Origin of the sequence: Sporolactobacillus terrae DSM 11697 (assembly GCF_000648615.1) — a bacterium.
Taxonomy (GTDB): domain Bacteria; phylum Bacillota; class Bacilli; order Bacillales; family Sporolactobacillaceae; genus Sporolactobacillus; species Sporolactobacillus terrae.
The window spans coordinates 1-22701 of sequence record NZ_JFZC01000089.1 but is presented as its reverse complement, the minus strand read 5'-3'; the positions used below and the strand labels follow the sequence as shown (position 1 = coordinate 22701).

Annotated in this window: 25 protein-coding genes and 1 pseudogene; 6 read left to right on the top strand and 20 right to left on the bottom strand. The window is 44.3% G+C overall.

The window, feature by feature from the left end; genetic code table 11:
- The first annotated feature begins 65 nt into the window (after nt 1-65).
- Nucleotides 66-248, top strand: coding sequence for a hypothetical protein (locus tag AA84_RS18080; protein WP_037563890.1), 183 nt, complete (start codon nt 66-68; stop codon nt 246-248).
- Here the strand turns inward: AA84_RS18080 and AA84_RS0114810 are convergent.
- Both AA84_RS0114810 and AA84_RS0114805 read right to left on the bottom strand, forming a co-directional pair.
- Nucleotides 245-1090: an inositol monophosphatase family protein gene (locus AA84_RS0114810; protein WP_028977848.1), complete on the bottom strand. Its 846-nt coding sequence runs from the start codon at nt 1088-1090 to the stop codon at nt 245-247. The two genes, AA84_RS18080 and AA84_RS0114810, sit on opposite strands and share 4 nt — an antisense overlap.
- 200 nt (nt 1091-1290) lie before the next feature.
- A complete protein-coding gene (locus tag AA84_RS0114805) occupies nt 1291-1479 on the bottom strand; it encodes a hypothetical protein (RefSeq protein ID WP_028977847.1) in 189 nt (62 codons plus the stop codon).
- 215 nt (nt 1480-1694) lie between these two features.
- On the opposite strand from AA84_RS0114805, the gene AA84_RS0114800 reads away from it, so the two are divergent.
- Nucleotides 1695-2336 carry a YktB family protein gene (locus tag AA84_RS0114800; RefSeq protein ID WP_028977846.1) on the top strand — a complete coding sequence of 214 codons (642 nt, stop codon included), beginning with the start codon at nt 1695-1697 and terminating at the stop codon, nt 2334-2336.
- Nucleotides 2337-2394: 58 nt separating this feature from the next.
- Here the strand turns inward: AA84_RS0114800 and lpdA are convergent, their stop codons facing one another.
- Genes lpdA through pdhA form a run of 4 tightly spaced genes read right to left on the bottom strand, consistent with a single transcriptional unit; the run spans nt 2395 to nt 7239 of the window.
- A complete protein-coding gene (lpdA, locus tag AA84_RS0114795; RefSeq protein ID WP_028977845.1) occupies nt 2395-3804 on the bottom strand; it encodes a dihydrolipoyl dehydrogenase in 1410 nt (469 codons plus the stop codon).
- Nucleotides 3805-3806: 2 nt separating this feature from the next.
- Nucleotides 3807-5120 carry a dihydrolipoamide acetyltransferase family protein gene (locus AA84_RS0114790; RefSeq protein WP_028977844.1) on the bottom strand — a complete coding sequence of 438 codons (1314 nt, stop codon included), beginning with the start codon at nt 5118-5120 and terminating at the stop codon, nt 3807-3809.
- Nucleotides 5121-5167: 47 nt separating this feature from the next.
- Nucleotides 5168-6145: an alpha-ketoacid dehydrogenase subunit beta gene (locus tag AA84_RS0114785; RefSeq protein ID WP_028977843.1), complete on the bottom strand. Its 978-nt coding sequence runs from the start codon at nt 6143-6145 to the stop codon at nt 5168-5170.
- Nucleotides 6142-7239 carry a pyruvate dehydrogenase (acetyl-transferring) E1 component subunit alpha gene (gene pdhA / locus AA84_RS0114780; RefSeq protein ID WP_028977842.1) on the bottom strand — a complete coding sequence of 366 codons (1098 nt, stop codon included), beginning with the start codon at nt 7237-7239 and terminating at the stop codon, nt 6142-6144. The genes AA84_RS0114785 and pdhA overlap by 4 nt, the downstream gene beginning before the upstream one ends.
- 371 nt (nt 7240-7610) lie before the next feature.
- Between pdhA and def the strand changes: the two genes are divergently transcribed.
- Entirely contained in the window at nt 7611-8168 is a 558-nt protein-coding gene (gene def, locus AA84_RS0114775; protein ID WP_028977841.1) for a peptide deformylase, read from the top strand.
- A 154-nt stretch (nt 8169-8322) separates the two neighbouring features.
- Here the strand turns inward: def and AA84_RS0114770 are convergent, their stop codons facing one another.
- Nucleotides 8323-9111: a Cof-type HAD-IIB family hydrolase gene (locus AA84_RS0114770; RefSeq protein WP_028977840.1), complete on the bottom strand. Its 789-nt coding sequence runs from the start codon at nt 9109-9111 to the stop codon at nt 8323-8325.
- 263 nt (nt 9112-9374) lie between these two features.
- Between AA84_RS0114770 and AA84_RS0114765 the strand changes: the two genes are divergently transcribed.
- Both AA84_RS0114765 and rnjA read left to right on the top strand, forming a co-directional pair.
- Nucleotides 9375-9584, top strand: coding sequence for a DNA-dependent RNA polymerase subunit epsilon (locus AA84_RS0114765; RefSeq protein WP_028977839.1), 210 nt, complete (start codon nt 9375-9377; stop codon nt 9582-9584).
- A gap of 3 nt (nt 9585-9587) precedes the next feature.
- Entirely contained in the window at nt 9588-11294 is a 1707-nt protein-coding gene (gene rnjA, locus AA84_RS0114760; protein WP_028977838.1) for a ribonuclease J1, read from the top strand.
- A 65-nt stretch (nt 11295-11359) separates the two neighbouring features.
- Here the strand turns inward: rnjA and AA84_RS0114755 are convergent, their stop codons facing one another.
- The 8 genes from AA84_RS0114755 to AA84_RS0114720 form a co-directional block, all read right to left on the bottom strand.
- Complete coding sequence (locus AA84_RS0114755; RefSeq protein WP_028977837.1) at nt 11360-12367, bottom strand: cytochrome d ubiquinol oxidase subunit II; 1008 nt, start codon at nt 12365-12367, stop codon at nt 11360-11362.
- 469 nt (nt 12368-12836) lie between these two features.
- Nucleotides 12837-13781, bottom strand: coding sequence for a DUF4097 family beta strand repeat-containing protein (locus AA84_RS0114750; RefSeq protein WP_028977836.1), 945 nt, complete (start codon nt 13779-13781; stop codon nt 12837-12839).
- On the bottom strand, nt 13778-14335 hold the full coding sequence (locus AA84_RS0114745; RefSeq protein WP_028977835.1) for an HAAS signaling domain-containing protein: 558 nt from the start codon (nt 14333-14335) through the stop codon (nt 13778-13780). The genes AA84_RS0114750 and AA84_RS0114745 overlap by 4 nt, the downstream gene beginning before the upstream one ends.
- Nucleotides 14322-14651, bottom strand: coding sequence for a PadR family transcriptional regulator (locus tag AA84_RS0114740; protein WP_010026503.1), 330 nt, complete (start codon nt 14649-14651; stop codon nt 14322-14324). The genes AA84_RS0114745 and AA84_RS0114740 overlap by 14 nt, the downstream gene beginning before the upstream one ends.
- A gap of 219 nt (nt 14652-14870) precedes the next feature.
- Nucleotides 14871-15023, bottom strand: a complete 153-nt coding sequence (locus AA84_RS19100) for a DUF4097 family beta strand repeat-containing protein (RefSeq protein ID WP_160168736.1) — start codon at nt 15021-15023, stop codon at nt 14871-14873.
- Between the two features lie 111 nt (nt 15024-15134).
- On the bottom strand, nt 15135-16244 hold the full coding sequence (locus tag AA84_RS0114730; protein ID WP_028977834.1) for an N-acetyldiaminopimelate deacetylase: 1110 nt from the start codon (nt 16242-16244) through the stop codon (nt 15135-15137).
- Between the two features lie 40 nt (nt 16245-16284).
- A complete protein-coding gene (dapD, locus tag AA84_RS0114725; RefSeq protein WP_028977833.1) occupies nt 16285-16995 on the bottom strand; it encodes a 2,3,4,5-tetrahydropyridine-2,6-dicarboxylate N-acetyltransferase in 711 nt (236 codons plus the stop codon).
- A 45-nt stretch (nt 16996-17040) separates the two neighbouring features.
- Nucleotides 17041-17910, bottom strand: a complete 870-nt coding sequence (locus AA84_RS0114720) for a LysR family transcriptional regulator (RefSeq protein WP_028977832.1) — start codon at nt 17908-17910, stop codon at nt 17041-17043.
- 131 nt (nt 17911-18041) lie between these two features.
- Here AA84_RS0114720 and AA84_RS18075 point away from each other — a divergent pair, with 131 nt between their 5' ends.
- The gene (locus AA84_RS18075) at nt 18042-18275 is read left to right on the top strand and encodes a Spo0E family sporulation regulatory protein-aspartic acid phosphatase (RefSeq protein WP_037563888.1); all 234 of its coding nucleotides are present in this window, start codon (nt 18042-18044) and stop codon (nt 18273-18275) included.
- Nucleotides 18276-18465: 190 nt separating this feature from the next.
- Here AA84_RS18075 and AA84_RS0114710 read toward each other — a convergent pair whose 3' ends face one another.
- From AA84_RS0114710 to AA84_RS19685, 5 genes and pseudogenes are all read right to left on the bottom strand, one after another.
- Complete coding sequence (locus tag AA84_RS0114710; protein ID WP_028977831.1) at nt 18466-19473, bottom strand: inorganic phosphate transporter; 1008 nt, start codon at nt 19471-19473, stop codon at nt 18466-18468.
- Nucleotides 19474-19563: 90 nt separating this feature from the next.
- A complete protein-coding gene (locus AA84_RS0114705) occupies nt 19564-20184 on the bottom strand; it encodes a DUF47 domain-containing protein (protein ID WP_028977830.1) in 621 nt (206 codons plus the stop codon).
- Nucleotides 20185-20647: 463 nt separating this feature from the next.
- Nucleotides 20648-21778: a radical SAM/CxCxxxxC motif protein YfkAB gene (yfkAB, locus tag AA84_RS0114700; protein WP_028977829.1), complete on the bottom strand. Its 1131-nt coding sequence runs from the start codon at nt 21776-21778 to the stop codon at nt 20648-20650.
- Nucleotides 21779-21883: 105 nt separating this feature from the next.
- Nucleotides 21884-22150, bottom strand: coding sequence for a hypothetical protein (locus AA84_RS0114695; RefSeq protein WP_028977828.1), 267 nt, complete (start codon nt 22148-22150; stop codon nt 21884-21886).
- A 208-nt stretch (nt 22151-22358) separates the two neighbouring features.
- Nucleotides 22359-22427, bottom strand: a pseudogene (locus tag AA84_RS19685) (YjcZ family sporulation protein); the annotation flags it as partial.
- Between the last annotated feature and the right edge of the window lie 274 nt (nt 22428-22701).

Below are 22701 nucleotides of genomic sequence, written 5' to 3'. Positions count from 1 at the left end.
GCACGTCGGCAAAGCTTTTGTGCTTTTTTCGCTTTCGCTTTATGATGAACTTAGGAGGCGATTCAATGTTTCGTATCGGTTTATTCTCAGTCATCCTATGCACCACTGCAAGCTTGGGCGGAATCGTTGCAGGAATGATCCTCGGCCAGCCAATGCTTACTCTTCTCTCAGCATTTGCGGTCATTTTGTTTATGTGGGTCGGTTTTATGCTGAAGGCGATCCAGCAGAGAAGCCGAGGGCATGATTAATGATTATGCCCTCCATCAGGTTCACAGATGAACTTCCCACTCTGAATCTGTTTGCGTACATGTTCTGCAATAAAGTGATGGAGTCCCGGTCGAGCCGCAAGCACTGACGTCTTGCTCAGAATATTAAGCGGCTGACCATCTGCCCTAGAATAACTGCCGCCGACCTCTCGAAGCAGGATCAAGCCGGCACCGTAATCCCAAGGCGAAAGGCGCATTGTAAAATAGGCATCCAAATAACCGGCCGCTACATAAGCGAGTTCTAGAGACGCCGCTCCATAAGCCCGAGTCCCGCTGCACCGTTTAACAATTTCCATCATGGTTTCCTCGTGGATCATCCGGTTAGGCTTCAGCCAAGTCGCGCTAAGATCAATCAAACTGTTTTCAATCGTTACCGATGTCAGTGTCGCCAGCCTTTTCGTATTCTGATAAGCACCCTGGCCGCTTATACAATGGAAGAGTTCATCAGCCATCACATCGTAAATAAAAGCCGCACGCCCCTCCCCTTCCTCATATACGCCAATAGAAACAGCAAAGAAGCGCTTCTGCATCACAAAGTTCAGCGTCCCATCAATAGGATCAAGAAGCCAAAGCACACCATCTGTATCAGCCACTCCGTCACCGAAACCCTCTTCAGAAACAATTCGATCCCCAGGATACGCCGCACGGATCTTTTCAATAAGAAATTTTTCAATGTGACGATCCATATTTGTTACCAGATCATTATGTGCACTCTTCTCGCTGACTTCCAAAGGTGTTAACAGCGATGCACGCAGCTGTGTACCTGCCTCTTTGATCCATTGAATAACTTGCCGCTCAAGCGCGTCCCAGTCATGTTCCGTCATTTTTCTGTCAACTCCTGATTCTACGTGTTCCATTGCCTGTAGATTACAAATCGATATCGATTCCGTCCGGCATACCATCGTCTCATTCAATAGTACATCATTTAGCTGCAAAAAGAAAAATCACCGATTTCTGCCGGTGATTATATCCTCTCAAAAACCGTTTATTTTTCTTAACCTTACCCATGGATCTGATCAGCCCCTCAAATCTCCAACAAAAGCATTTCGCGACGCAACCGTTCCAGTTTTTGTTTGCATCGTACAATTGTTTTATCATCCTTATTGACAAGTGCTCGATGCAGTACAGTAAGCTCGCTGTCGATTGCGATCCGTACTTGTGGAATTCTTTTTTCTGCATCCTTCCTGCTCAGTGTCTGGTTAAGCTGTTTCATGGCAAATGCCACTTCCCTTCATTTTTTGCCGTTCACAGGAGCGCGAAATGAATCAGAATCTTATCAAATTACGGATTTGTTGTTTCTTTAGTTTATGCGAAAATTTATGTGTATTACCATTAAAATGATTGTTTTTCAGAAGCACTAGATATAAATAATCCGGTCAAGCTATGGTATGCTAGTTTAAGATTTTCTACATAAAGGAGTGTAAAACGATGCCTCAGGATGGTTTTACTACGCTTGATTTCAATTGCATGCAGCTGCCTGGATTGGACGAACGGATGAGCGCCATTCGCCAACAGATTCAACCACAGTTCCATCGAATTGCGGATCAACTCATCCCGTTCCTGAACGAAAAGGAACGAGCCGAGCCAGCTTTCTGCGCCCATATCGCACGCCACGCTAGACGAACGGTTCATCCACCGGAAAGTACATGGCTCGCACTTGCACAGGATAAACGGGGCTACAAAAAGCATCCCCACTTTCAATTCGGTATTTGGCCGAATCATCTCTTTTTTTGGCTTGCTTTTATTGACGACTACCCTTACAAAAAGGAACTGGGTGAAGCGATGCTCTCGCATATGCCGAACCTAATGCAAACGTTTCCGCCTTCCTTTGCTTGGTCTTCCGATCACACAGCTGCTGATTACACGCTGCAGGGCGAGCTTACTGCGAACGACCTGCAGCAGTTATTAATCCGTCTGACCAAGGTAAAAAAAGCGGAGCTACTCTGCGGCGTTGTGATTCCGAAACAGGAAGCAATTGCAGCGTCCGAAGAGCAGCTGATCGCCTATTTAAAGGAACAGATTGTTAAACTGCTTCCACTCTATGAACTTGCTTTGCACAGCACCATTTAAAAAGCATCCACTTTATAGAAAAAACCCTGAGCACTTGTGCTCAGGGTTTTTCTTGCTTTTATTTTGCAATATGAATCGGATGGCCAAGTACTACATCTGCTGCTTCCATCGCAATTTCGCCTAAAGTCGGATGGGCATGAATGGTGAGAGCAAGATCTTCAACGGTCATTCCTGATTCAACGGCTAAACCAAATTCAGCAATCATATCGCTTGCACTTACGCCAACAATCTGCGCACCAAGAACCAAGCCATCCGAAGCACGTGAAACAATTTTTAAGAATCCGTCCGACTCGCCAAGTGAGAGTGCGCGCCCATTTGCCGCGAACGGAAATTGACCCGTTTTGACTTCGTACCCTTCTTTTACTGCTTCTTCTTCAGATAGTCCAACCGATGCGATTTCAGGATCAGAGAAGACAACGGCAGGCATCGCCCGGTAGTCGACCTCTGAAGCGATTCCGGAAATTGCCTCAGCAGCAATCTTACCTTCATAAGAAGCCTTATGGGCAAGTGCCATTCCTGAAACAATATCGCCGATCGCATAAACCTTGTCGTTCGAGGTTTTTCCTTGTTTATCTACATGGATCAAGCCGCGTTCACCAAGTTCAACACCAGCCAAATCAAGGCCAAGATCTTTCGTATTCGGACGGCGTCCAACCGTCACCATGACATAGTCCGCGTCAAAAGTCTGAGTCTTACCCTTTACTTCGGCAGTAACAGAAACGCCGTTTGCTGTTTCTTCCACACCTTTTGCTAAAGCTTTGGTAAAAACAGAAACGCCTTTTGCCTTAAGTTTCTTTTTCACCGGTGCAATCAGCCGCTTTTCAAAAGCAGGTAAAATAGACGGTGAGCCTTCAAGAATGACAACCTCAGTCCCAAATCCAGCAAGAGCCGAGCTGAGTTCGATCCCAATATATCCCCCGCCGATAACGACTAATTTTTTTGGAATCTCTTTTAGAGCAAGCGCACCTGTCGATGACAACACACGACTGCTCCACTTAAATCCGGGAATTTCAATTGGTGATGATCCGGTGGCAATGATACAATGATTAAATTTATACCGTGAAGATTCATAGCCGTGATTGACGCGCACGACATCAGAATCAACAAACAAAGCTTCGCCTTCAACGCTTTCAATATTATGCGCTTTAAACAGCCCTTTGACACCGCTGGTTAACCGATCAACGATCTGTCCCTTCCATTCCTGGACTTTGTGAAAATCAACATGAACATTTTCCGCGCTGATGCCCATTGATTCCGAATGATTCATTTGCTCAAAGCGGTGACTTGCTGATATTAGTGCTTTTGATGGGATGCAACCGACATTCAGACACACCCCACCGACATGCTGTTTCTCAATAACAATGACTTTCTGTCCCAGCTGCGCAGCACGTATCGCTGCAACGTAACCGCCAGGCCCAGCTCCTATGACAACCGTATCCACCTCAGTCGTAAATTCACCTACAACCATCTCTACCCCTCCAAAATAAGTCGTTGCGGATCAACTAACAGCCTTTTTATTTTGTTCATTGCCCTCTGAGCAGTTGCGCCGTCAATTAGACGGTGATCAAAGCTCATAGACAGAGCAAGCATTGGTGCAGCAACGATCTGTCCATCGCGTATGATGGCTTTTTCAGAAATTCTTCCGACCCCAAGAATCGCGGATTCCGGCTGATTGATCACCGGTGTAAACCATTGGCCGCCTTCTGAGCCGATATTCGATAGGCTGCAGGTCCCGCCCTTCATCTCTTCTGCAGTCAGTTTTCCGGTACGCGCTTTTTCTGCCAGTTCTTGGATCTCACTTGCAATAGCATACATCGATTTCGCTTCAGCATGCTTTACTACGGGCACAACAAGTCCGGCGTCCGTATTTGTAGCGATACCTATATTGTAATAGTGTTTGTAAATAATTTCCTGACTTTCTTCATCAATCGATGCATTTAATATCGGAAATGCTTTGAGCGCAGACACAAGTGCTTTTACAAGATAGGAGAGATAAGTCAATTTGACGCCAAGCGCCTGTGCCTCTTCCTTATATTGTTTTCTATGTGAAACAAGCAGCGTCGCATCCACTTCATCCATCAACGTAACATGTGGTGCGGTCTGTACGGAATGCGCTGTTGCCCGAGCGATCGCCCTGCGGATCCCCATCAATTTTTCACGCGTTTCAAGTCCCTTGGAAACCGCCGTCTCGTTTGACTCGGCAGCTGTTGCTTTCGTCTCGCTTTCCTTTGGCGGCTGCTGCGACTCAGTAGACGGTTCAGTTATCTCAGATTCACTGATGAAGCGGTCAATATCCGCTTTCAGTATGCGGCCATTGCGTCCTGTTCCGGTTATTTGTTGCAGATTGGTCCCGCGATCTCTTGCATATTTTCGAACGGATGGCATTGCGATCACCGATTGACGATTTTCCACGGCTTGATTTCCATCTGCTATCGCCTCATTTTGAGGATCAGGCTTAGAAGCCGGTTGTTCAGAATCCTTTTGGCTCACCTGGGCACCTTGAACATCTTCTTCCTGGGTTACTGTCGCTTGCGATGCATGATCATCATCCGATTGAAGGGTGATCACAACGGTGCCCACTTCAACCACTTGACCTTCTTCTGCATTGAGTTCCAGCACTTTTCCGTTAACAGGAGAAGGGATTTCAACAACTGCTTTATCATTTTGAACCTCAGCGAGCGTATCATCTTCACGCACGATATCGCCGGGTTTCACAAACCATTTTAAAATTTCGCCTTCATGGATTCCTTCACCAATGTCAGGCAGTTTAAAAAAATACGCCAACGGGGGTTCACTCCTTTCACCGATCTGGTTTTCCTGTTACCTTCTCTTTAAAAGTTGACGGTTGCTTTCGCTTGTTCAATAATATCTTTTTCGTTCGGCAGCCATACATCCTCAGCAGAGGCAAACGGAAAAACAGAGTCCGGTGCGCTCACCCTGCCGACCGGAGCCTCAAGATGCAGCAACGCACAATCATTGATTTCAGCAATAACTTGTGCTGCAATACCTGCTTGCTTCTGCGCTTCCTGAACCACAACCGCACGATTCGTTTTTTGGATCGACTTGACGATCGTCTCCGTGTCGAGCGGGCTTATTGTCCTAAGATCGATTATTTCACAATCAATGCCCTCTTTTTGCAATTGTTCCGCTGCTTTCAATGCAGTGCGCACCATCGCACCATACGTAATCAATGTAAGACCGCTGCCCTCTCGAACAATTTTCGCCTTGCCTAACTCAATCGTATAGGCTTCCTCAGGCACTTCCTCTCGAAAAGAGCGGTACAGTTTCATATGCTCAAGAAAGAGAACCGGATCGTTATCGCGAATTGCGGCAATCAGCAACCCCTTCGCATCATAGGGATTTGATGGAATGACAACTTTTAGTCCCGGACATTGGGCAAAGAGTCCTTCCAAATTATCTGCATGGAGTTCAGGGGTTTTTACCCCACCGCCAAACGGGGAACGAATCGTTACAGGCGCATGGTAGTGCCCGCCGGATCGATATCTAAGCCGTGCCAATTGAGATGCAATACCGTCCATCGCTTCAAAAACAAATCCGAAAAATTGAATTTCCATAATCGGTCTGTACTGCTGGAGCGCAAGACCAAGCGCCAAACCGGCAATTCCCGATTCAGCAAGCGGCGTATCAAATACGCGATCCTCGCCAAATTCATCATAGAGTCCCTCGGTTGCCCGAAATACACCGCCGTTTTTTGCAACATCTTCGCCAAATACAAGCACATTATCGTCTCTGCGCAATTCCGTTCTCATGGCATCAGTGATCGCCTGGATCATCGTCATTTGTGTCATCGCTGATCCCCTTCCCTTGCGCTGTAGGCATCCAGCTGTTCTTGGATATTCTGAGTAGGTTTTTCAAACATAAAGCCGAGCAAATCGGTCACGTTTTGTTTCGAAACCCGATCTGCTTGCTTCAACGCTTTGTCAACATCCGTTCTCGCTTGCTCAGCCGTCTGCTCTTCATCTTCCTGTGACCAAAGTCCGAGCCGTTCAAGGTAAAAGCGGAAACGAATTAACGGATCTCTCTTTTCCCATTCCCCTGTAAGTTCGTCCGTCCGATATCGAGTTGGGTCATCACCCGCCATGGTATGCGGGCCGTAACGGTACGTTAGCGTTTCAATCAACGTCGGTCCGTCTCCGGCGATGGCATGCTCGCGGGCCTTTTTGGTCGCGGCATAAACAGCCAGCGGATCCATGCCATCGACTTGAATTCCTCGAATTCCTGCAGCAACTGCTTTCTGTGCCAACGAGGCGGCTGCCGTTTGTTTTTCAACTGGTACCGAAATGGCAAAACGATTATTTTGACAAATGAAGATTGCTGGCGCTCGATACGCGCCGGCGAAGTTCATGCCTTCATAGAAGTCGCCCTGTGAAGTTGCCCCATCACCAAAATAGCAAAAAGCAACTTGTTTTTTCCCGCGTTTTTTCAAGCCCAGTGCGATACCTGCAGCTTGCGTACATTGTGCCGCAATGATAATTTGCGGCATAACCGCTTTTAATTCTTCGGGATATTGCCCGCCTTCAAAATGACCTCTTGAATAGAGAAAAGCTTTGTAAAGCGGCAGCCCGTGCCAAACAAGCTGTGGTATGTCCCGATAAGACGGCAGCAGCCAGTCTTCCTGGTCCATCAAAAACGCGCTTGCCAGCATTGATGCCTCTTGTCCGGCGACTGGTGCATAAAAGCCGAGCCTTCCTTGTCTATTGAGTTTAAGCGCGCGCTGATCCCAAACCCTCGTATAGACCATACGCCGCATTAATTCCTTTAATTCATCATTGCTAATCTCAGGCCTTGCTTGTTCATTGATCACATGCCCCTGAGTATCAAGAATCCGTAACGTTGGAAAAAAGTCTTCAATTCTTCCAGAATCGTTTACAGGCAAGTCCATCACCTCTTCCCTCAGTATGCGTGGTTCTTTTCAAACTTACTAATGAGACATTCATCACTTAACCGCTTTCATTAAAAAAGAAACCACTCAAAACGTAACGCCTTCTCAACAGCTCCCCTGTCCAACCAAGCTTCTGTACTCATGTACGAACAAAACGACACGCGAGAGCGTTGATCACTTTTTTCTAAACTCAGTTTATACTACATGATTCGTCCAAGTCAATTGGAACGAATTTGTGGGGATGTCGCAATGCAAGGTTGTTGACTTTTGATCAGTAAAGTAAACATCTGCGTCTTTTAATGATAAACTAAGCATTAGAAAGTTTGTTCAGCGAGCCCAGTGTTCGTGAACGTTTAAAGGAGTGCTCATAAATGATTACAATGGATGATATCATTCGGGAAGGCAACCCGATTCTCAGACAAGTCGCAAAGGAAGTCCCGCTTCCTGCTACAGAAGACGAAAAAAACACGTTAAAAGAGATGCTTCAATTTCTAAAGAACAGTCAGGATGAAACGATTGCAAAAAAATACAGCCTGCGCGCCGGCATTGGCCTTGCAGCACCGCAAATTGCGCTTAGCAAGCGGATGATCGCCCTGTATTTGGATGATGAAAATGGCAAGCACTATGAGTACATGCTTTTCAATCCCAAAATCATCAGCCATTCGATTGAAAACACCTATCTCGATGGTGGCGAAGGCTGTCTTTCCGTTGACCGCGAAGTCCCCGGCTTTGTACCACGTCATGCGCGGGTTAAAGTGAGCGCCTTTGATCCAGAGGGCAAACCATTGACGCTTCGTCTTAAGGGTTACCCTGCCATTGCCATTCAGCATGAGATCGACCATTTGGATGGCATACTGTTTTACGACCGAATCAATAAGAAAGATCCGTTTAAAATTCCGGATCATGTGGAGGAAAAAAACATCTATTAATCCGCAACCTTCGCGATCTGCACGTCGGCACAGGACGTCCTTTCACAGGATGCGATGACTTTAATGCCGCTTAACGCAATACCACAAAGCAAAATCAGATAATTTCTTTGTTTGGAAAAAAAAGAGACCGTCCAGCGGTCTTTTTTGCATTTGATTACAGCAACCCTATTTCTTTTAATCCATAATAAATGCCGTCTTGATCGACCGGCGTAGTCACTCGCTTTGCTGATTTTTTTGCAGCATCTACAGCATTCCCCATAGCAATGCCGGTGCCTACATAAGCAAGCATCTCAACATCATTATTCCCGTCCCCGAATGCGCAAGCATCTTCGGGGGTAAGATTCAAACGATTCAACAGCTGTTTTATTCCAGCCGCTTTAGAGCCGCTGCCCGGGATAACATCCACGCCATACTCATGCCAGCGAACATAACGGAACGCATTAAACGGGGTTTCTTTTAGAAAACGCGAATTATCTGCCTCTGAATAAAAAAGCAATCCTTGATAGACGGGATGATCCTCAGCAAAATGAGCATCTTGCTCTGGAAATGCAATAGGCAATTTCAAGCTTGCAATCCCTTTCTTTGCTTTCTCATCAACAGGGCCGGCCATTTTCATCGTTTTCTCATTGACTAGAGTCATGGACCAGCCAAGCTCGTCAGCCTTTTCGACAAGAGCATGCAGCGCTGAATCCTGAAGTGGATTCGTATACACCGCTTCATCTTGATGAACGACATAGGAGCCGTTAATACTGATAAACGTATGGATATCCAGCTGTGCTCTGAGGTCCTGGAACATAAACGGCGCCCTGCCGGTTGCGATCGCAGTAATCACCCCGTCCTTTTGCAGCCGGTGCACGGCCTCTACAGTCGATTCCGGAATCTTTTTATCATAGTCATACAATGTATCATCAATATCAAAGAAAACAATTTTCGGTTTCGACACGTGAAAAAATCCCCCTTTTTTTGGATCGAATCGATTCAAGTGAACCGTTCGTTCGATTCAAAACCCTCGTTCCATTATATCAGTTTAAACAAATAACGTCGGCTTTCCGGTATGATTTTTCGAAGATCGTCAAAAATAAATCTAAACCGTTTCACATCGCACTGACAAGCATTCCTTCAATTCAGAAGCTAGACAGTGAAAAAGATCGCCATTTCATATATAATGATTTGTAGAACATTTTTTTGTTGGAGGGAATACGTATTATGATTTACAAAGTATTATATCAGTTGTCTAAAGATGAAATCCCTGTCAGGGAACAGACAGAGACCCTTTATCTTGAAGCAGCGGACGTTCGTGATGTCCGTAAAAAACTTGCAGACAAACCATACAACGTGGAATTTATTCAACCGCTCACCGGCAAATTCCTTGATTATGAAAAAAAGTCTGCCGCATTTAAACTGGAGAATCTGTAATTTATGAAATTTGTTAAGAACCATCAAACTGCCGTTTTTTCTCTTGGCGGATTGGGAGAAATCGGTAAAAACACGTATGCTGTTCAATTTCAGGATGAGATTATCGTTATTGACGCAGGGATCAAGTTTCCAGAAGATGACCTTCTCGGTATCGATTATGTCATTCCTGATTACAGCTATTTAGTCAGGAATGCCGATAAAATCAAGGGTCTGTTCATTACTCACGGCCATGAAGATCATATCGGCGGTGTTCCCTACCTGCTGCGTGAGGTCAATATACCTATCTATGCTGGAAAGTTAGCCGCAGGCTTGATTCGAAACAAGTTGGATGAGCACAATCTGCTTCGAACCACAGTGATTCATGAAATCACGGAAGACGACGTTATTAAGTTTCAGAAAACATCGGTCAGCTTCTTTAGAACCACACACAGCATTCCCGATTCCTATGGCGTTGTCGTAAAAACACCTCAGGGAAATATCGTTGAAACCGGTGACTTTAAATTTGACTTTACTCCGGTCGGCGGTCAAATCGCCAATTTAACCAAAATGGCTGAAATCGGCAAGGAAGGCGTTCTTTGCCTTATGTCGGATTCAACAAATGCGGAAGTTCCCGGTTTCACCATGACCGAGCGTGAAGTTGGCGAAAATATTAAAGATATTTTCCGCAAGGTTGATGGACGGATCATTTTCGCCACATTTGCGTCAAACATTCATCGGCTTCAGCAAGTCGTTGATGCCGCGGTAGAAGCTGGCCGCAAAATTGCCGTGTTTGGCCGTAGCATGGAAGCCGCCATTACCATAGGTGAAGAACTCGGCTATATCCATGCCCCTGAGGATACGTTCATCGACCATCAGCAAATCAATCATTTGCCCGATCAAGAAGTAACGATCTTATGTACCGGCAGCCAAGGCGAACCGATGGCCGCATTATCACGGATCGCAAACGGCACTCATCGGCAAATCCAGATTCAGCCTGGGGATACGGTGATCTTTTCCTCGTCGCCGATTCCGGGAAATACAGTAAGTATTAACCGGACCATTAACCAGCTCTATCGTGCCGGTGCCGATGTTATTCACGGAAAACTGAGCAATATCCATACATCTGGTCACGGTGGTCAGGAAGAAGAAAAATTGATGCTGCGCCTGCTCAAGCCAAAATTCTTTATGCCGATCCACGGAGAATACCGCATGCTGAAAAAGCATGTTGAAACCGCACATGCTTGCGGAATCCCATACGATCATTCATTCATAATGAGTATTGGCGATGTACTTGCTCTTGACCAAAATTCTGCGACTGTAACTGGCAAGATCCCTTCCGGCACCGTTTACATCGACGGAAGCGGAATCGGTGATATCGGTAATATTGTTCTTCGTGATCGCAAGATTCTCTCCGAAGAAGGTTTAGTTATTGTCGTTGTTAGTGCAGATATCGAAGCCCATAAGCTGCTTGCCGGGCCTGACATTATTTCACGAGGATTCGTTTACATGCGTGAGTCCGGGGACTTAATCAATGAAGCACAAAGCCTTTTGACTCAGCGTCTACAGGAAGTCATCCAACGCGATTCCTTGCAATGGTCACAGATTAAAAGCGAGGTCACGACTATTTTGGCACCATTCCTCTATGAACGTACACGGCGCAAACCAATGATCCTTCCAATTATTATGGAAGTTGATGAAAAAGCAAACAAGCAAATGGAAAACAGCAAATAACACGGTTTTCTTATAAAAATGAAGCACAGCAGCCCTTTCGGGCCGTTGTGCTTTTTCTTATTTCATTATTCATGATGTTTCTGATCCGCTACATTCCAGCAGCGAATGCGCAAATAGCACACCAGCGTACCTATGCTAATCACAAGAGAAAAGACGAAGAACCATCCGGATTTCGCCCAGTTGGACAATCCCGAATTCAAAACAATATCCGGATAAACAAGATAAGGGAAATGAGAAACCGTATAACCGTATAAAGCAAAGAAATATTGAAGCATAACAAGAAGGAAGGTCCACGGATATTTTCTAAGAAACACTAAGGTAACTGCAGCAAGCAAACAGATCAGTGAGAGGACAAACGGCCATAAACCATCCAAAGCCGCACTGAAATGTTCAGGGTTTTGCGATTCCAACCCCAGAAAGACAACACCACTGGCCAATACCGTCGGCATGCTTAGAAACAGCGCGTAATTTCTAAAATGTTCTGTGAGCGGTTCGTTGCCCATTTTCCAAGCGAACTGTACAAGATACATGGCACTAATATAGAAGATACTGACAACCGCAATCAGCACAACCGACCAAAAGTATACATTGAACAGCAAAGATCGAACAAACGCGTGAAATGCTCCTGTTCCATAATCAGCAAAGCCGCCCTCACTAATCACAAGCGCAATACTCAGAACGACGGGTATAAAAATTCCGATAATCCCATTGCCGCTTGAAAACACGCGACTTGCCGTACTTCCTCTCGGTAACAATTCAGCAAATGCAAAGAACGTTCCTTTTACAACGGTAAGAACGATTGCAAAGCCACCGCAAAAAACAAGCGGGGTCTGAAAATTAAGAAGGATTTCCGGAGAGAAGCCAATCACAGCCGCAAAGATAAGTACAAAGCCGATATTCATGAATTCCGAGGTTGGTGACAGCCACCTTTGGAGCGGCGCGTAAAACCGTCCCTCACGTCTCAAGTACTGGCCGTAAAACAAGTAAAAGCCCATACCGAAATCTATTGATGCCGCAATCATATATCCGTACATTATCGTCCAAAGAATAACTAGAAACACTGCTCCAATCATATGATCTGTACGCTCCAGTCTGCAAACACGCTTTCTGTTAAGTCTGCCTCCCCATTATACCAAAGAACCTTTGCGCTTCACGAAAGGATACACTGAAACGGTACAAATATGCACTACTGCTTTGTTCAATTGGTCTAATGTATTGTGCCGGCTAAGCATCAAATGAACAGACCTTCCGTCAAGATTCATGAGTTCCTCTTAGTCCCCTACTCCACGATCTCCCCTTCAACAAAATTAAAACAGGACGATACTCTCGCCCTGTTTTTTCAATGACAGCAAATCAGTTGTTGAAATAGTCAAAACTCGTGTTTTGCTGCTCCATGCGGATCATCCATCCTTCGTTTTATTCAGAACCATCAAAGGACAGTTTCTCCCTTGTTGAAAAAAATATGCATCTTAGTGTGTAAAGAAAAACGATCCGCCCAAGTTTCACTCAACGAATCGTTTTTTTATTTTCTATCACTATCACTCATTGCAAATTGAAATCTCCGGAATTTGTTCTCACTCTGATTTTGTATTTGCCGTCGCCTTTTTGTCCGATGATGAGGTGATCTGTTTTTTCTTTATAGAGGAATCCGTCCAGATTAACTTTGCCTTCTCCTGACCCGCCGCGATAGTCAACGGACAATGAATCTGGATCCTGCGCAAAATTAATATCGATATCACCGCTCGCTACTTGCGCATCAATATCTCCGGACAATTGGTGACTTTCAATGTCTAGGTCGCCCGAATTAGCTTGTGCAATCAGAGATCCGCTGTACCTTTGAACATCAATATCTCCGGAGGCCGTTTCAAGTCGCGTGGACTTGGCAGTCAAATCGGACACGTCAAGATCTCCACTGTTTGCAGAGACACGGGCTTCGTTCTGGGCTTGATTATGCTGCATATCAATATCACCACTGGACGCCTGAACGATAAAATTCCCTCTAGACTTATTATTTTTAGCAGTGACATCTCCGGAGCCGGAAGTTAAAGACAAGTGTCCTGCCTGTAGGTCTTCAATAGAAAGATCTCCTGAGCCCACATCAACAGTAATTTGGTTATACGCCTGCTCCGGAACCTCGATGATTAGCTTTGACCAACCAATAGTGAAGGTGAAAAACGATTGATTCCGCACTGCAGTCACATGAAGAGCATCGCCTTCCTTATTGATCGCAAGCTTAACCCCTTGGATCATTTGCTTATTGCCCCAGCCCTTCACCTTGGCAGACAATTGATCACGATTTGTTTTCTTTACTTCAACATCCAGCGAGGATACGTCTACATTTATTTTCTTTATTCCATTGACCGATGCTGTTTTTGTTTGTGCGCTTGCTTTGCTCGTTTGGAAAAGATCTGTTGTTTGAAAAACAATCAATCCTCCTATAGCGCCGATAAGAATGAGTGCCAGGGCAATATAGATAATTTTTTTCATGATCGCTTCCTCCCTGTTATGAGATCCATGTTAAAACGGACATAACCGACACATGCGTGCCAAAGAAATTTACCGATGTAGCTCAATGCGATACTGAGCAGTAAGCCTACTCCGCAGCAAGCAAGCGATACGAAGAAGGTGAATAAAAAAGCATCAAAACCAGACTGAAAATAGGATAAAAGCGAAAGCAGCGGGCTAATCACCAGACAAATGGCACCAACCCATAGACCAATAAATCCGAAGAAAATGCCGAAAGCAGGTCCTGCAACAACCACCAGATTAAAAAAAATCAGGACCATAGCGAGCAGCAGCGAGCGCGTGGCTGACGTTGCCCCACCCTGTCTCGCCGGATTTGTGGCATAATAATCGGCAAGTTCCGCGTTAGCAATATCTTTTGGATCACCGAGTTCTTGAATGATTTCTTCTTCTGTTTTTCCTTCATTAGATCCAATTGTGAAGTGTTCTTCAAAGTCCACTAGAATTTCATCACGCTCTTTTTTAGGGAGTTCTCTCAGCAAGTGGTTCAGGTTACGAAAAAAATCATTTTTCACCATGTCCCGCTCCCTCCTTAATAAATTGATCAACCGCTTCGGAAAATTGTTTCCATTCGTCAATTAATGCATTCATATACTGCTCCCCTTCTGCTGTAATGGAGTAATATTTTCTTGGCGGTCCTTCAGTTGACTCGCCGAGATACGTGGATAGATAGCCTTCCTTCGTCAGACGTCGAAGCAGCGGATAAAGTGTACCCTCAGCCACTTCAATTTTTTTCGAAATGTTCTGAGCAAGTTCGTACCCGTACTGGTCTCTACCATCGATAAGCACAAGCACACAAAGTTCCAGAACACCTTTTTTGAACTGAACATTCAAGTGATTCATCCTTTCAAATCAAGATATATTTATTGATCACTACTGATTTTTATCTAATAGATGTCCAAAAGATAGCGTGATCGACTCGTTCATTCCATATGTATAGAATAATACACTCTACTGATTAATGCAATATAGTCGGTCATTTTTTTACTTACCACATAATAAAAAAGATCCGAACGCGCGTTGGAGCGTTTGTCGGATCATTTTCTTACTCATTTATCGGAATTTGAAGTCGCCGGAACTTGTCTGTACTCTGACGGTGTATCTGCCGTCGCCTTTCTTGCCGACGATTCGGTGGTCGCTTTTTTCTTCATAGAGCATATCCTTAATACGCACAGATCCGTCGCCTGATGAACCACGATAATCCATCGTAACGGAATCCGGTTCCTCTCTCTTGCACTTAAAGTGTAAATTCAAGCCAGTAAAAAAATCGGAGCTAAAAAAATTATTTCGCTCCGAAAGATCTTTCGTTTTATTTTGTTAAAAACCTTCTCGAATATACGTACTGACAACTTTAACTCCTTGAGCAAGTGCTGCTTCATCGGGCTTAAAATCCGCTGAATGCAAGTTCGCTGTTTTTCCAACACCGAGCCAAAACATAAAGCCTGGAAAGTCACGCAAAAAATATCCGAAGTCTTCGCCGGCCATTCCCTCATCACAAAGTTCAAGAGGATACTTGTTCTGCCTGCAAAATTGAATAAACGGATCAACATATTCTTTACGGTTAAAGACCTGATAATAGTTGGCACCGTAATCAATCTCACCTTTACATTGATAGGCGGTTTCTACCGCCTGAACATGGCGCTCAATATCGGCTTTAATTGCCTTCATTGTTTCCTGATCAAGCGTTCGGATTGTCCCTTCAACACGCGCATGTTCAGCAATAATGTTCTGCTTTGTGCCCCCGGATATTTTTCCAATTGTTAACACAGCTGAATGAAGTGGATTCACGCGCCGTGCAACGATGGTTTGCAAACCCACCACAAAATGGCTGGCAGCTACAATGGTGTCATGCGTCAGATGAGGACTTGCAGCATGGCCTCCCTTCCCAAAGAAATCGATAAACAACTCGGAAGTATTGGCGAACAGAATCCCCTCCCGTGTCGCTACCGTTCCTGCAGGAAATTCAGGAGATACGTGTAATGCGAAAATCGAATCCGGTTTCCAGTTTTGGAATTCGCTGCTTGACATAATAGGAAGTGCTCCTCCCGGTCCTTCTTCAGCAGGTTGAAAGATAAATAATACGTCTTCCTTCACCGGATGAAGTACAACATCCTCAAGCGCTCCCAATGCGATTGTCATGTGAAAATCATGTCCGCAAGCATGCATATTGCCTACATTTTTGGATTGAAAGGAATAGCCGGTGTTTTCTTTAATCGGAAGGGCATCGATGTCCGTGCGGAAACCGATGACCTTCGTTGGGTGGGTTCCAGCCACGCGGACAAGTAACCCGGTCTTCCACTTTTTAATTTGTATACGCCCTTGAGGCAACTGTTTTATTTGATCAAGCAGAAACGCTTGCGTTTCCACCTCTTCAAAACCGAGCTCCGGAATCTGATGCAATGCACGTCTTACAGCAACATAGTCCATATTTGGTCCCTTCCCATTTTTCAGGCGGTTACCCGCATGATTATAATTGACGCAGTTCCTTCATGATCTCTGTTTTTGAACGCGTTTTTTCATCGATTTTTTTCAGGACACGAGCAGGAGCGCCGACAACGACCGTATAGTCCGGAACATCCTTGGTAACGATGGCACCGGCAGCGACTACAGCGCCTCTACCGATGTGAACACCTTCCAAAACAACGGCATTCGCGCCAACAAGGACATCGTCCTCAATAACAACCGGTTGTGCCGACGGCGGTTCCACGACGCCAGCAAGCACTGCCCCTGCACCGATATGACAATTTTTCCCTACTGTCGCGCGTCCGCCAAGCACTGCGTTCATATCAATCATCGTTCCTTCACCAACCACAGCCCCGATATTAATCACTGCACCCATCATGATGACTGCTTGCTTGCCGATTTCAACCTTTTCACGAATAAGCGCTCCCGGTTCAATACGTGCCTCGATCCCTTTAAGATCAAGGAACGGCACTGCAGAATTCGCCGCATTGTTTTCGACAATATAATCTTCAATTTTATCTTTATTGGCGGAAAGTATCGGTTCAATCGCTTTCCAATCGCCAAACAGTGTTCCCGCTTGTCCACTAATAAATGATTTAACCTCTGCTCCAAATGAAAGTGAGCGTAGATCACCTTTTATGTAAACTTTTACCGGTGTTTTCTTTGTGCTGTTTTGCAAAAAAGAAATAATTTCATGTGCATCCATTTGTTTCATAAGAGTCCCTCCATATAGTCGTTTCACTTGATATATTAACGAAATTCAGGAAAAAAGTCCACGTTTCACCAGTTCAATAAAAGCATGAACCTGTTTCAAGCGCTTCGCTTTCTGATCATAGAGCAGCCAGTTATCACGAACAATCGCTTTTCCCTGATGATCCTTTAACGGAATGCGCTGCACGCGATCTTGCTCGGTCAAACTAATTGACGGCAGCACCGCATAGCCGATGCCATGTGTAACCATCTGTTTGCATGTCTCGATCTGATCAACCATAATTGTACGGCTAGGCGGTCTCAAATTTTGTGAATGCCACCAATTTTGTATCACTTGATCATAGCTTGAGTCACTGCGAAATTGAACATAGGGACGATCATCCAAATTTAATTCTTCTAATCGCGTAATTTTTGAATCAACGAATTGAAGCGGATCAGAGAAAAGATGCAGTTTACCCCCGCTCCAATTCGGGGTCCCACGAACAATTGCCGCTTGGCATTCACCGCGATAAATTTGCTCCAATACCCCACTTGACCAACCAGTTGTCAACGAAATCCTCACATGAGGGTACTCATCAACAAAGGTCTTCAATACATTTGGGAGCCAGTACTGCCCGTTAACAGAAGACACCGCTAATTTTAAGGTCCCATAAATTTCAGATGCGTGAGCCAGTAGCTCCGCACGTGTTTCCGCCATCTTTTCCAGTGTGCTGCACACAAACTCTTTAATCCGTTCTCCTTCAGCAGTCAGCATGACACCACGTCTGGAACGAACAAACAATTTCGCGTTCCATTCCGATTCAATGGCATGAAGACGCTGGCTTAGTGCGGGCTGAGAAACAAAGAGTCGTTCCGAAGCTTTGCTCATGGTTCCTTCTTCAGACAACACGACGATGAGTTCCAGATCAGTGAATTTCATACCCAGTCCTCCAACAATTTAGTGTCTATCTGATTCTTGATCATACCACAAAATGGTTTAATAAAACCTTATCTAGTAGACAAAAAAAATAGTCATGATATAATGTCTATATAATTGGTAGATTTTACATTGTGAAGGAGGGACATGCACATATCTCTGGGTACCCAGAGATATGTGCATCCCAGGAAATTAGTGGTATTTATTCAGAAAAAATCGAAGAAAAAAGGCAAAAATTATTAAACACCGCAAAAAAATATGGAACGTACTCCAAACAGACATTGAAAGTCAGTCAGGAACTTGACCAACTGATTATTGAGATTCAAGAGAAGTATTCACCATTGCGTGAACATGGTGCGTCATTCTAATCAGATTAGTCAAGCATTTTCCAAATCAATGAATGAAAATTCTTTCCGGTGTACAGCCGTTTTTATTTTTTTGAATATGTAAGCGCTTTTTTAAATATCGGCAAAAATCGCCTGCACAACATTAATACAGGCGAGAAATCGCTTTATGTACCCAAAACAATTCCGGCACTTCCCGTACGGTCCCCTCTTTTTAAAGAACCCATTTCAATAAATGATAGATTAATGCGCCAATCAGCGCGGTAAATGGCAGTGTAATGACCCACGTAACGACAATGTTCAGAGCCATCTTCCAATTCACACCGCGAACACGTTCAGCAGAACCAACGCCTAAAATGGACGAAGTAATGACATGAGTTGTACTGACTGGAAAATGGATCATTGTAAATCCGAAGATGATGGTTGCAGAAGTTAAATCAGCTGCTGCACCGTTAATCGGTTGAATTTTCATAATCTTGCTTCCTACCGTATGAACAATGCGCCATCCACCAACCGATGTTCCCATTGCCATCGCCAGACCCGCTGCAATACGTACCCAAAGTGGAATTTCTACCTCAGTCAAATAGTTGGATGCAACCAAGGCCATTGTAATGATCCCCATCGTCTTCTGTGCATCATTTGTACCGTGAGCAAACGATTGAAGGGCAGCGGTAAAAACCTGAAACAATCGAAAACGGCGATTTGTTTTGACAAGCGAAAAATTGTGAAAGATGATTGTAAACAGCTTCATTACAATAAAACCGATCGTTATTGCAGCGATTGGCGAAAAGATTAAGGCTTGAAAAATTTCGATAAACCCTTTATAGTTCAGCGCTCCAAACCCAAGTGCTGCGATCCCTGCTCCGGCAAGTGATCCAATAATTGCATGCGACGAGCTGCTTGGCACACCAAATAGCCAAGTAACTAAATTCCAAAGAATCGCACTGATCAAGGCGGCCATTACGATAATCAGGCCTGTTGTTTCATCTTGAATCGAAAAAGGATCAATAACGCCTTTGCTGATCGTTTGCGCAACTCCGGTAAATGTAATCGCTCCGAGAAAGTTCATGACTCCTGCAAGGATGATCGCTGCCCGCGGACGCAGCGCACGCGTCGATACAGAAGTGGCAATGGTATTTGCTGTATCGTGGAAACCGTTAATAAAGTCGAAGATAAACGCGAAGAACACAATCATCAGCGTCAACGCAAACAAACTTTCCATGATCATTAAACCCTTTCGTTGTAAAAAATGAATAAACAGTCGAACAACAATATTTTAATTTACAAATAAGTGTCTTCGCTCAATACAAGATTAAGCGTTTCGCATCATGATTGTTTCGAGTGTATCGGCGACGTCTTCGCAGCTGTCTGCAACGCTTTCAAGCATCTCATAAAGTTCTTTATATTGAATAATCTTGATCGCATCTTTTTCATTTTTAAAGAGATTCGTAATGCACTTTGAAGTCAACTCATCGCATTGCGTTTCATACTCATTGATTTTAATCACACTATTACGGATACCAGACAAATTTTTCTTGCTCATCAAGGTAATCGCTTGATTGATCTCTTTGCATGAGTCAAAGAGCAGACCAACAAATTCAACCATAAATTCATCAGCATGAGAAATTCTGTAAATTTCCAATCTCATCGACCATTCTTCAAATCCGTCAAGTACGTTGTCCATTTTCATTGCCAATTCCAAAATATCCTCACGCTGCAGAGGCGTCACAAATGTTTTGTTCAGCGCAATGATCAATTCATGAACGTACGAATCTCCTTTCCGTTCAAAGCTCTTCATTTTTTGAGAAAATTCGTGCAAATCTGCTTCGCTTTTGATTTTACTTTGATCAAAATACTTTGCAGCATCTTCTAGATTCAGTGAAATAATCGATAGCATGTTTAAAAACTTGTCATTTTTCGACAAAAAGTGCACAAAGTCCACCTCTCCATTCCGTAGTCCTGACATTGTAACCCGCTGCTAAAAATGAGCCCAAACTCCATTTTAACAGAACACAGTAGATTTACAATCTGTTTTCGTTTCCTTAAAATAAGATTAACATAATTTTCGACAAGCGGCACTTGTAACAAATTAAGAAAGACTAAGCTACGCCTAGTCCTTTGCCATTGAACTTGTGCCTGACGGGCACTACAGCTGCTCGCTTGTCGCAGGCAGTCCAAGAGCCTCCTCAGACAGGCAGGAATCTGCGGGGTCTCGCTGGCACGCATCAACTAAGCGCGATCCCGCTGGCGCCAGAGTACCTCCGCTTTGATTCTCGGTCAAGACACGGGTCTACTGGCTTGAAGAGTGGGCAAAATCTTATACTTTCTTATCCTGTGAGAAAGGAAAACAGCCGGAACCGAATTCATACAGGCTCCAGCTGCTTTACGATACACATTCAGCGTGCAATTAGCGCTTTTCGTTTTGTAAAATCGACATCTTTATAGTAAGTATTTTTCACGAGAACATTGGGACCTAGGCATTTTACCGCCGGACAGTGACAATTGAGCGATTGAGCAAGCGGCGTTGTCCGCCAGTATCGGTAAGCATCTTCCAGCGACGTTGTTTTAATATTGCCCAATGCGGGCGCATCAGCAAAGTCGGTAACAATAATGTCTCCATCAAAGATATTAACGTTCAATCGAGAGCGTCCGTCCGGATCATTTCGTACGGTAACATTTTTCTCATGATACAGGCGATCGAGCAATGCAAGATCTTTCTCATTTTTATTACACGGATAAAAAGGCAGGGTTCCGAAAAGCATCCAGACATCCTGATCACGACAGTCAAGCAATCGATGGATGCCGGTTCGTATTTCATCAAGCGAAGCGACCTGAAGACTGCTTGCGAAGTCACTCGGGTACATGGGGTGCACTTCATGACGCTGGCAGCCCATTTCGACCACTTGTTCATGAATCCGTTCGAGATGAGGCAATGTGCGCTTGTTGATCATCGTTTCCGCCGACACAATGACACCGCGAGCGGTTAGTTCCCGCGCATTTTCAATCATCCGATTAAAGAAAAGCTGCTGTGCCTTGACATTCGGCTTTTTTTCCATTACCGCAAATCCAATTGATGAATAATCCTCAAAGCTACCATAATTAAAGGAAATATGCAGTACATCAAGATAAGGAATAATCAATTCATAGCGAGCCAAATCGAGTGTCAAATTTGAATTGATCTGAGTTCTCAATCCGCGTTCGTGTGCATACTTTAAGATGGGCACCACATACTCTTTCACAGACTTGAGCGAAAGCATTGGTTCTCCGCCCGTTATACTAAGCGCATGAAGGTCTTTGGCTTCATCAAGACGCTTAAAAATCAGGTCCAAGGGTAGTGCATCGGGATCATGCTTCCGTAATGTATAACCGACCGCACAATGTTCGCACCTCATATTACAAAGTGTTGTGGTCGTAAACTCGACATTGGTTAGTTTTAAATGTCCATAATGCTCCATATCAAAATAAGCTTCCCACGGATCATTTTCAGGGCTGATTGGCGCTATCCGTAAGTCTTCCAGTGTTGTCATGCAAAGTCGTATCCTTTCACTATGAATTCATCACACTCATACTATACCATACTGAAAAGATATTTTTATAAATTGTCACATGTTCAACCATTTTGGTTATTGACATTAGGCAGTTTGCACACCAGACAGATGTTTTGAAATGTAGTTCTTCGTTTCATTAATCCCGCTTCCTTCAATGACAATTAAGCATTCGTGATCATGGGAGAACAGGATAAAGGAAAGTAACTCAGACAGGCGCCGAACCTTATGTGCCTCATTATTACCATATACATAAATGTTTTGATTCCATTGCGTGCAATAGGCGTAAAAATCAATGAACTTATTTAACTTTAGTTCTGCAGGGTTGAATTTGAAAGAAACGATGTTTGGCATCGCTGCTGGCACTTCCTTTCACATAATTAAGGTACCTTTATTGTCACACATTTCGCTCAAATTCTGAACGGGGTTTTTTTGTCGAGGAAGCACTAGTTTCGATGAAGCTTTTCACAAAAAATCGGTTGACAAATCCACTTTATACGCTATTAATAAAATAAATAAAAAAAGAACCAGATTTCATTTGTAGCTGAATTCTGGTCATGGGTTAATAAAACAACCCAACGATAATCAAAAGAATGAACATCACAACAATGAGAAGAAACATGTTGCATCCTCCTCTATTTTTCTATAGTTTATGTGACATCACGCCGTGCTGCATCGGCGTTCGCACATTTTCCGACAAATTTTACGCCGCTTTTTTTTGCTTCGTTTCTAACGAAAAAAAATTGCCAAAGCAGCGATTTCATCACACAACTGAGGCTAAAGCATTCTCAAGCGAGTAAGAAAAACCGGGCAAAAAACGCCCGGTCCTTTTTTGTTTAGAGATAATCTTTAATTCTGTATTCCTGGCCGTGAACCCCTTTGTAGTATTCAGGATACATTTCTCC

What these genes read in the sequence shown, in the direction of transcription:
- AA84_RS18080 (WP_037563890.1), top strand. Translation starts at nt 66, where the DNA reads ATGTTTCGTATCGGTTTATTCTCAGTCATCCTATGCACCACTGCAAGC.
- AA84_RS0114810 (WP_028977848.1), bottom strand. Translation starts at nt 1,090, where the DNA reads ATGACGGAACATGACTGGGACGCGCTTGAGCGGCAAGTTATTCAATGG.
- AA84_RS0114805 (WP_028977847.1), bottom strand. Translation starts at nt 1,479, where the DNA reads ATGAAACAGCTTAACCAGACACTGAGCAGGAAGGATGCAGAAAAAAGA.
- AA84_RS0114800 (WP_028977846.1), top strand. Translation starts at nt 1,695, where the DNA reads ATGCCTCAGGATGGTTTTACTACGCTTGATTTCAATTGCATGCAGCTG.
- lpdA (WP_028977845.1), bottom strand. Translation starts at nt 3,804, where the DNA reads ATGGTTGTAGGTGAATTTACGACTGAGGTGGATACGGTTGTCATAGGA.
- AA84_RS0114785 (WP_028977843.1), bottom strand. Translation starts at nt 6,145, where the DNA reads ATGACACAAATGACGATGATCCAGGCGATCACTGATGCCATGAGAACG.
- pdhA (WP_028977842.1), bottom strand. Translation starts at nt 7,239, where the DNA reads ATGGACTTGCCTGTAAACGATTCTGGAAGAATTGAAGACTTTTTTCCA.
- def (WP_028977841.1), top strand. Translation starts at nt 7,611, where the DNA reads ATGATTACAATGGATGATATCATTCGGGAAGGCAACCCGATTCTCAGA.
- AA84_RS0114765 (WP_028977839.1), top strand. Translation starts at nt 9,375, where the DNA reads ATGATTTACAAAGTATTATATCAGTTGTCTAAAGATGAAATCCCTGTC.
- rnjA (WP_028977838.1), top strand. Translation starts at nt 9,588, where the DNA reads ATGAAATTTGTTAAGAACCATCAAACTGCCGTTTTTTCTCTTGGCGGA.
- AA84_RS0114755 (WP_028977837.1), bottom strand. Translation starts at nt 12,367, where the DNA reads ATGATTGGAGCAGTGTTTCTAGTTATTCTTTGGACGATAATGTACGGA.
- AA84_RS0114750 (WP_028977836.1), bottom strand. Translation starts at nt 13,781, where the DNA reads ATGAAAAAAATTATCTATATTGCCCTGGCACTCATTCTTATCGGCGCT.
- AA84_RS0114745 (WP_028977835.1), bottom strand. Translation starts at nt 14,335, where the DNA reads ATGGTGAAAAATGATTTTTTTCGTAACCTGAACCACTTGCTGAGAGAA.
- AA84_RS19100 (WP_160168736.1), bottom strand. Translation starts at nt 15,023, where the DNA reads ATGGATTATCGTGGTTCATCAGGCGACGGATCTGTGCGTATTAAGGAT.
- AA84_RS0114730 (WP_028977834.1), bottom strand. Translation starts at nt 16,244, where the DNA reads ATGGACTATGTTGCTGTAAGACGTGCATTGCATCAGATTCCGGAGCTC.
- dapD (WP_028977833.1), bottom strand. Translation starts at nt 16,995, where the DNA reads ATGAAACAAATGGATGCACATGAAATTATTTCTTTTTTGCAAAACAGC.
- AA84_RS0114720 (WP_028977832.1), bottom strand. Translation starts at nt 17,910, where the DNA reads ATGAAATTCACTGATCTGGAACTCATCGTCGTGTTGTCTGAAGAAGGA.
- AA84_RS0114710 (WP_028977831.1), bottom strand. Translation starts at nt 19,473, where the DNA reads ATGGAAAGTTTGTTTGCGTTGACGCTGATGATTGTGTTCTTCGCGTTT.
- yfkAB (WP_028977829.1), bottom strand. Translation starts at nt 21,778, where the DNA reads ATGACAACACTGGAAGACTTACGGATAGCGCCAATCAGCCCTGAAAAT.
- AA84_RS0114695 (WP_028977828.1), bottom strand. Translation starts at nt 22,150, where the DNA reads ATGCCAAACATCGTTTCTTTCAAATTCAACCCTGCAGAACTAAAGTTA.